The sequence below is a fragment of the Salipaludibacillus sp. CF4.18 genome (assembly GCF_051262595.1).
Taxonomy (GTDB): Bacteria; Bacillota; Bacilli; order Bacillales; family Salisediminibacteriaceae; genus Salipaludibacillus; species Salipaludibacillus neizhouensis.
This window is the reverse complement of record NZ_JBIMEV010000094.1, coordinates 1-7,951: the sequence shown is the minus strand read 5'-3', so window position 1 is coordinate 7,951 and position 7,951 is coordinate 1. Positions and strand designations below refer to the sequence as shown.

The window sequence follows — 7,951 nt, the reverse complement described above, 5'->3', positions numbered from 1 at the left end:
ATATTCCGGGACTACTAAAAAATTTGGATTCGATAATTTTTTCCTAATAGCTTTATCACTTGGGTAAATACCATTTTTATGCAACTCCCAAACGACTTCTCTCATTTCATTTTTAATCTTTTCAGACCTTAACTTATTCCTCCTCCTCTTATAACTTGAAAGTCGATTTATAAGTTTCTTTGATAAATCCGGACAATACTTTTTAACATCATATATAGAAATGCCAAAAGTCAATGAGAATTGCTTTAAACTCATCGGTCGTTCTTTTTCCAATGCAATTTTTAATTTTTGTTCAACTTCCTTCTTTTTCTTATTTTGACAATCTCTTTTATGTTTTAAATTTGAATTAGTAATATCTCTACATAGATCTGGGAAATATCTCTTGGTTGTATTAATATCAAAATCCTTTTCTAATGATAGCTGATATAAACTCATATTCCTATTACTTTCTACTGCATTTTTTAATACTAACTCTAATTCATTTAAGTTTAATTTGGTTCGTTTATTTGTTTGGATGTTTACATTAACATTAATTAATGAATTCGTGCAAAATAAATCATAGATTGTTAGATTTAATTTTTTACAAATTTTAAACATTGACTCCAAAGTAGGTTTTCTCTCACTCTTAATCCAATATGGAACAGCAGCTCGATGGACGTTTATATATTTTGCAAATTGAGTTATACTACTAAAGTTATTTTCATCTATTATTTTTTTCAGTACCTTTCCAATTTTTATGTTAGTAGGAAAGTAATCTAGTTTTTGGTTATTTGCTATTAAAGCTTTAAAGGAATCTAACAAAAAAAGTTGGAATTCTGATGGATTAATAGAACCTTTATTACAATTACCTAGCCAAGTAAAACAATATTGGCAATGTCCTACAATAAAATTATTATGCAGAAATGACAATTGCTTTTCGCAATTCGTACATCTATCTTCTAACCTTATATAATGTTTGTCACAAACCTCAATACCTTTAATATACCAAATAAGTGGCTCATAAATTTCCTTGCCTTTGTCTTTCCATTCTTCTAAACAAACAGGACACCATTTTCTATAATCACCGATTACATTATCTGAAAATAAACCAGACCATGAATTCATCGTTAAATATAGTAACTCTTTTCTGGTCGTCAACTCTTCTAATGCAGAAACATAATCAAGGCTTATTGAGCTATTACCATTAATAGGTTTCATTAGCCTACCTAAACTATTTTTCTTAAAAGACTGCTTTAAGTGGTATTTTTTAACGAATGGAATAAATGTATTACATACTAATTTCGTTACATTTAAACTATGGCTATCCGCCAAACGTGAAATATAACTGGATAAACTCTCTACATAGGGAGTTCCCAATCCAATCGGTACCAAGTTATACAAGATACTCCTAGGAGGCAATGTTAAATTATCCAACTCTAAGTCCTCATAAATAATTCTATTCATAAATAACACTCACTCACTTTTTAACTTATATTGATTTGACCAAAATTATCCAACAAGACTATCTAAAAAGGTCAGTCCCTGTCCTATCCCTCATTGGTTTTCTCTCACCCGGACGCTTATTTGTCATCCTTTTCTTATCTTCCTTTTCATCTACCTGATCCAACTTTAACCAACTATCGAGCTTATCTGCCTTCTCTTCTCTTTTAGCCAGAAGATGTTTTTCTCCTTTAGTAATTTCTTCTGCCATTGTATATGCTTGGTCAATTGTTGGTTCAAACTTTTTAAAATCGGTTAACGTCAATGTTTTCGTTTTCTCATTTAGTTTCATACTATAATGATAGGTATCATACAACCAATCCCTAAGGGTTCCCACACATCCTACTGTATGTTTATAAAAATACTTCCAATCACTTAGAAGGTCAGGTTCATCTTGTAAAGGAATATGCTTTTGAAATACCCAAAGAACATTTTTAAAAGCCTCTATCTCCTTTGGAAATTCTGAGTTATATCTTGGAAAATGAATATCTCTAGTCCTTCTTCCTAATTGTCCATTTATATTTCTTAAACTTAATAATTCATAAGTTCCAAACAGAATTATTGGAACTCCAAATTTTGAAGCTAATGATTTTATAGCATCCATATGATTTCTCAACCCTTTTGCACTTCCCACTTTGGTCATGTGTTGTGCTTCATCAATTAAGATAACTTTTACCTTTCGATATTTAATAGCATTTTCCAATGATTTACGCAATTTTCTTTTTGTTTTTTCATTTGGCTTAATTGGCAAAGTCACACCCATATCACTTAATGGTAATCTTTTTTCATCAATCAGAATCTCCTCTAAATTCCTTAGAGCCTCTGAATAAAAATCAATCCAGTCAAACTTTCCATCTTCAGGAGCAAATGTCTCTACAGATAAAACTGGAATAATTCCTTTATCCTGAATCATATCATTGTAATATTTTTTAAAAAACTGATCCCTTACTTTTAAAAACAAAGTAGTTTTACCTACACCACTTGGACCATATACCAATAGGACTTTACCTTTAACAGCTACATCAATTTTATCCATTAAATCCTTATAAGAATTAACTAACATAGGGTGGGCAATAGTCTTATTTTCAAAATATTTTATTCTTTCCTCCATTGTTTGAAATAATATATCTTTTGGAAAACCTTTATCCATTAGAAAAACTCCCCATACATTTTAAATTCAGAAAAATCTTCTGATTTCTTAGTTCCGCTATTTCTCATAGGAGTAACTTCCTTATCAACCGCATTATGTTTATTTTTTTTAAATACTTTTTCAGCGTTAATATTGGTAGTATTCTGACTTTCCCCACCGTTAATTACCCTTAAGGAGTTCTTTATTGCCTCATCTTTCAACCTCTGAATTTCTAAATTCTCTTGAGTTTCAACACTCACCAAAAACTTCGCTAACTCAGCTGCAGAAACACTAGTTGCTTTGGATTTTTGTGTTTCTCTCTTTCTCTTCCTTATTTCTGAGGTAGTAAGTTTAATTTCTTTCTGAGATCTTCCTTCAAACTCTATCTCATATTGTGAATGCAACATTACCCAATAGTTCCCAACATAAGCATATGCCTTACTATAGTCAAAAGGATCGAACCGAACAGGTATCTGCTCTCCTTCAACAAGAGGACTGGTTAACTCATACGAGTGATAATAAGTATTATTTATCTTAATCCCCTGCCCGGGCTGAACTTTAGCAGTTCCTTTAGTTGTTGTAGGTAAAGTGAGCATTTCAAAATTTGTATCATACCTAATGTATGTTTGTTTTCTTTCACCTGTTTTTCTAATATTTTGTTGATAGGCATCACGTGGACTTTGATTAAGAGTTGTATGTGGTTGTTGATCGTAAATCTCATAAAGCCACTGGTTGGAAATTTCATAAAGTGCTTCTAAAGTCCATATAGCCAAATTACGAGGATTAAAGCCATTTGTCATTTGACGAACATTTTTCGTTAATTGGGTATTTCCGATTAGATTATAAATAAATTGTGTATTAGTTGTACCAAAGAGCCTTTCACAAACAGACCCAAACTTTGGTTTACTCCCTGGTCTTGTCTTTTTATGACAATTATAAGTTGCTAACAAAGTGTCTAGATAAGTACTTTGAAAGTCTTTTCCCCCATCTACTATTAAAGTTTTTGGAAGTCTTGAATATTCTTTCACACACTCCCTGATTGTCATCATACATGATCTATACGATGGAGGGTCAAATGTTAAATAAAAAGCTAATACCCTTCGTGAATAGGCATCTATTAATAAAGTTAACCAAGGTCTGCTAAGATTTTTCTGTGTCTTTGAGCATATAAGTTCAATATCAAGCTCTGTATGGTCGATATGTGCAATCTCAAAAGGTCTACTACCATGTCTAGGTGTCGTAAGGGATAATTCCCAATAAACAGGCTCTTTATCGTAGGATGCTTTTGGACCTCTCCTTTTATTATCTTGTTCGTATTTAGATCGTTTTTCAATTTGAGCTATAAAAGTTTTGTCGCTTGGAGGATCAACCCCCTTTTCTAAACACTCATTTCTAAACGAGTTATAAACAGAAGTTTTATTTCGTTGTTTTTTATTTTCATAATCTTCACTTATATACTTATCAATTAATTCTATGACATCTTCATTAATACGCCTTGTTCGATTTCCTTGTTTATGCCTAGCTGAAATCAAACCAATATAGCCTTTTCCATATTTTTTTTGAGCTTTCAAATATTTTTGTTTCCAGTGTCTCAATGTCCTTGGCTTAACATCTACAGTTTCACCATCCATATGTTGACTTAACTTGAAATACTTCTCGTTAGCCTTAGCAAGATCATCAGGACTTGCTGTTTTTATAATCTCTATATAATCATTTTCTTCATTCTCATTTGACACTTTATTATTAAATGATGTAATAACACCCATTTTTATTAATTCTTCAAATGCATTTATTGGTAATGAAACGGTCTTTTCAGTTTCATCTAAAAGTGAAATTTGAGTTTCTCCCACGTTTATAACTGTCCAGAGGTTTCCATTCCAAAGTATATTTTGGCCAACTTCTATATTTACCACATTTTCTAAGTTTTCATTAACCTTGCTGTTCTTTGATTTTTCGGCATTCAGGATAGCATTCGCGGTTTCTTTATTTATATATATAGGAAACTTGTCAAAATTCAGGATGAGAAACCGTTCTAAATCTACATAAATCTCCCCTAGAATAATAAGTTTATATATATCATCTGCGGCGAACGTAACCTCTTCAAGGGATACCAAATCATCTAAAGTGGTATTTGGTCTAGACCTAACGTAATTAAGAATAATATTCCGACTAAGTAAGGACACAGTAGGACTTTCTTCTAACAGGTAGTCCTCCAAAAAACGAACATTATTCTGTAAGTTCCAATTAATTTCTTTTGAACTTCTAATCCTAAAAGAAAGCCCCTTTTTCTTTGCATATTCTTCGGCTGGTGGACACCTCCACTGCCCATTTTCATCTAAAACATATCTCTCCGGTGATTCTTCAATTAATTTGGAAAGCTCCTTATCTGTCTTATACTCTTCCCACCCTATAAAATCTTCCGAGATTACAAAAAAGTCAGCTGTATATTTATGACCTATCTTCCTTTCATTTTTCACATAATTTATTGTAAAACTTTCCGGCTGGTCATAATACTCGTAAACATGTTTATCGAATTCCATTGAGTATATTGCACATAATTCAAGTGTGTGGCTTTCAAATTGAATAGTTAATCCCATCTTTTTACTGGAATAAAATCCTGGTACATTCCCAACTCTACTTCGAACTCTTCGTGAAGGTTCCGAATCTCTAATGTTTTTATTGATGTAATTTTTCGTCTCCTCACTAATCCTATTTTCATAGCAATATAATTCAAAATTATAATTTATCATACATACAACTCCTTTTTAATTCACTCCACTTTTTTTTCATTGCTATTTCTTTCAGAAATCCGGTACCCAAATGTTCTTCCAATCTTCTTCTACTGGGATATACCCCTTGGTTAACCAATAAATTAAAAACGTTTTTAAGTTTTTGGTTTTTTTCGGAAAACCTTTCCTTCTTTTTCGATTGTATATATACGTTGTAATTTTCCTTAATTTGACTACATTCGATCTTATACATTGCAGAAAGTAGTTTTCTATCACAACCAATCATTTTGGCTACACCACTAATTGACACTGGATGCTTATCCTCAATAACCCTTTTGAGAGTCCACTTAATTTCATCATGATCATATTTCTTATTAACTTTCACAAAGCTTTCAGTTGAACGTACCTGTATGACAGGTTCTTGTTTTTGAAGAAATCCTACTATTGAAATCCCGAGTATTTTGCACATATGGATTAAATAATGAATACTAGGAAGATTTTTACTAGACATCCATGTCATAAAAGTTGATTTAGGTATTTCAAAATATTTAGCTGCATCCAATGGTGACTTATTAAATCCTTCATTAACATAGTATCTAAGCGATTCAAATAATGAAACATTATTAACAGCAAGATCATTTTTAGATAATAATTCTCCTATTAAAAAAACATCGGATAAGATTTCACTTTTATCTTTTATATTTTCTTCAATAGAAGGGATAAATCCCAACCATTTCCCGCATCTTGAGCAGAAACCTGGTAATGATTTTCTGTCAATTATTGGCACTGTATTTTTGCAGTTTTTACAAGTATTTAAAAGTAGAGTCTTATGTTTTAGGCAATAATTAACTACTTGAAAGTTCCATATCAGTTGGTCATGTATAATCATGTCGTTTAATTTAGATTCTTCATAACATATAGGACACCATGATTTAGTTTTTCTTAATAAACCTCTGTTTGGTAATAGCTCCGACCAATTTTTTAAAGTTATATTACTTAAATCTTTTCTACCTGTTAATTTATTCGTTAATTCACTAAACTCATATGCTAATTTTCCCACTCCATTGATACCAATTGCAGAATCATAAAATCCTCCACCTCGCTTAGAGATTTTAGATAAATATTCTTTGTTTAAATATGGGGCATAAATCCTTGAAATTATGTCACCTGTGAGAACACAATGAGCATCTGCTATCCTTGTTATATAACTTGTTAACGATTCAACATAAGGCGTGCCAATTCCAACTGGTTTTAAGTTGTAAAGAATATTTCTTTCCATGAATTTCCGCCCCTTACTTTTACGGGGTATTATATACAATGGATTTGATTCTATACATTTACTCTCTGTTGCTTAGTACCTAACTGAGCTACTCAATATCCCCTCCTATTTTCACTATTTCAAATTAGATAGTCTTAATCACAGTTGTTGCGTTTTGTTCTACTACCAACTCCCATTAATTAATAAAACCAACTTCATAAAACTTTACAAAAAAGCAACTCTGCCCCGTTCGGCAGAATTGCTATTTATTGAAAAATCATATTCATCTTTTTCACCTAGTTATATTTATTCTATTATACCTTCAATTAAGGAAGGGTTCACTTATTTTTAAAACATGATTCATGACCAAATTAATCTACTTTTGTTTTCACCAGCAAAAGTAAGGTTTTGACGAAAGTAAGGCTGATAATTAATAGTAAAAATGATTAATTTCTGTTTTCAATATATAATCTCATCCGCAAATTTCCTTACAAATTCATGGTCAAGCGCAGTAGACCAGGTTTCATCATTACTTCGAGCATTCTCACTCCAATTATAAGAACCATGCATAACATATTCCAAATCAATAATACAAAATTTATCATGAAACATGTTTTTTCCAATTCGTGACACCTGCATAGTATCAAAATTACTTTTCAATTTCTCCATCAAAAATCTATTGGTATCTGCATCAGAAGTAATTATACGTATATTCACACCTGCCTCTTTTCTAAGAAATAACTCATGAAATATATCTTTATCAGTAAACCATGCTACAGCAATCCAAATCGTATATTTTGCATTTCGGATTCCTTGAGTTATTGAGTCTTTAATTTCATCAAAGACTACATCATGTTCTATAATTTCTTCACTTTCGAGTTCAACAGGTTTGGGCTTAATATGTAATCCCAAAATTCATAATTTCCTGTTTCCATATAAATTGATGATGCCAGTATATCTAAAATACCCTTTAACTTTTTTGTCTTAGCTAAGCCATAGAGAACAGCATCTTGGTCGAAAGCACATATCCGACGAGGCTTAATGTCATGTTGCATACTCTGCATTTGCTATGTAGCTTATGTTGTTTTTGTCAATATTAATTGGCCAGAGCAACACTTCAAAAAGAATTACTCAATATTTATAACTTCTATATACATGTGACTATTTGGGTGTTCTGCAGTCTCCTCCCTGGATGACCACCAAAGTGTGGAGTGCGATTTCTATGTATTCTAAAATCCTTGTGATATTGTTGCAAAATGACAAAATATTTCACTAATTGAAGTATATTCTTGCCTTAAGTTTTTAGAAGCATATCCTTGCCAAAACGGCAATATTATGCTTCAAGTCACACACAAT

Annotated in this window: 5 protein-coding genes; all 5 read right to left on the bottom strand. The window is 31.6% G+C overall.

Features of this window, described 5'->3' with window-relative positions; genetic code table 11:
• Positions 1 to 1,413 (bottom strand): TniQ family protein (locus tag ACHABW_RS24915; RefSeq protein WP_435759620.1); only part of this gene is annotated, 1,413 nt, incomplete at its 3' end.
• An 88-nt stretch (positions 1,414 to 1,501) separates the two neighbouring features.
• Positions 1,502 to 2,629 (bottom strand): AAA family ATPase, encoded by a 1,128-nt coding sequence (locus ACHABW_RS24910; protein ID WP_435759618.1) that lies wholly within the window; start codon positions 2,627 to 2,629, stop codon positions 1,502 to 1,504.
• On the bottom strand, positions 2,629 to 5,358 hold the full coding sequence (locus ACHABW_RS24905; protein ID WP_435759616.1) for a TnsA endonuclease N-terminal domain-containing protein: 2,730 nt from the start codon (positions 5,356 to 5,358) through the stop codon (positions 2,629 to 2,631). The genes ACHABW_RS24910 and ACHABW_RS24905 overlap by 1 nt, the downstream gene beginning before the upstream one ends.
• The gene (locus ACHABW_RS24900; RefSeq protein ID WP_435759614.1) at positions 5,345 to 6,616 is read right to left on the bottom strand and encodes a TniQ family protein; all 1,272 of its coding nucleotides are present in this window, start codon (positions 6,614 to 6,616) and stop codon (positions 5,345 to 5,347) included. The genes ACHABW_RS24905 and ACHABW_RS24900 overlap by 14 nt, the downstream gene beginning before the upstream one ends.
• A 438-nt stretch (positions 6,617 to 7,054) precedes the next feature.
• Positions 7,055 to 7,507, bottom strand: coding sequence for a phospholipase D-like domain-containing protein (locus ACHABW_RS24895; RefSeq protein ID WP_435759612.1), 453 nt, complete (start codon positions 7,505 to 7,507; stop codon positions 7,055 to 7,057).
• Positions 7,508 to 7,951: the final 444 nt, after the last annotated feature.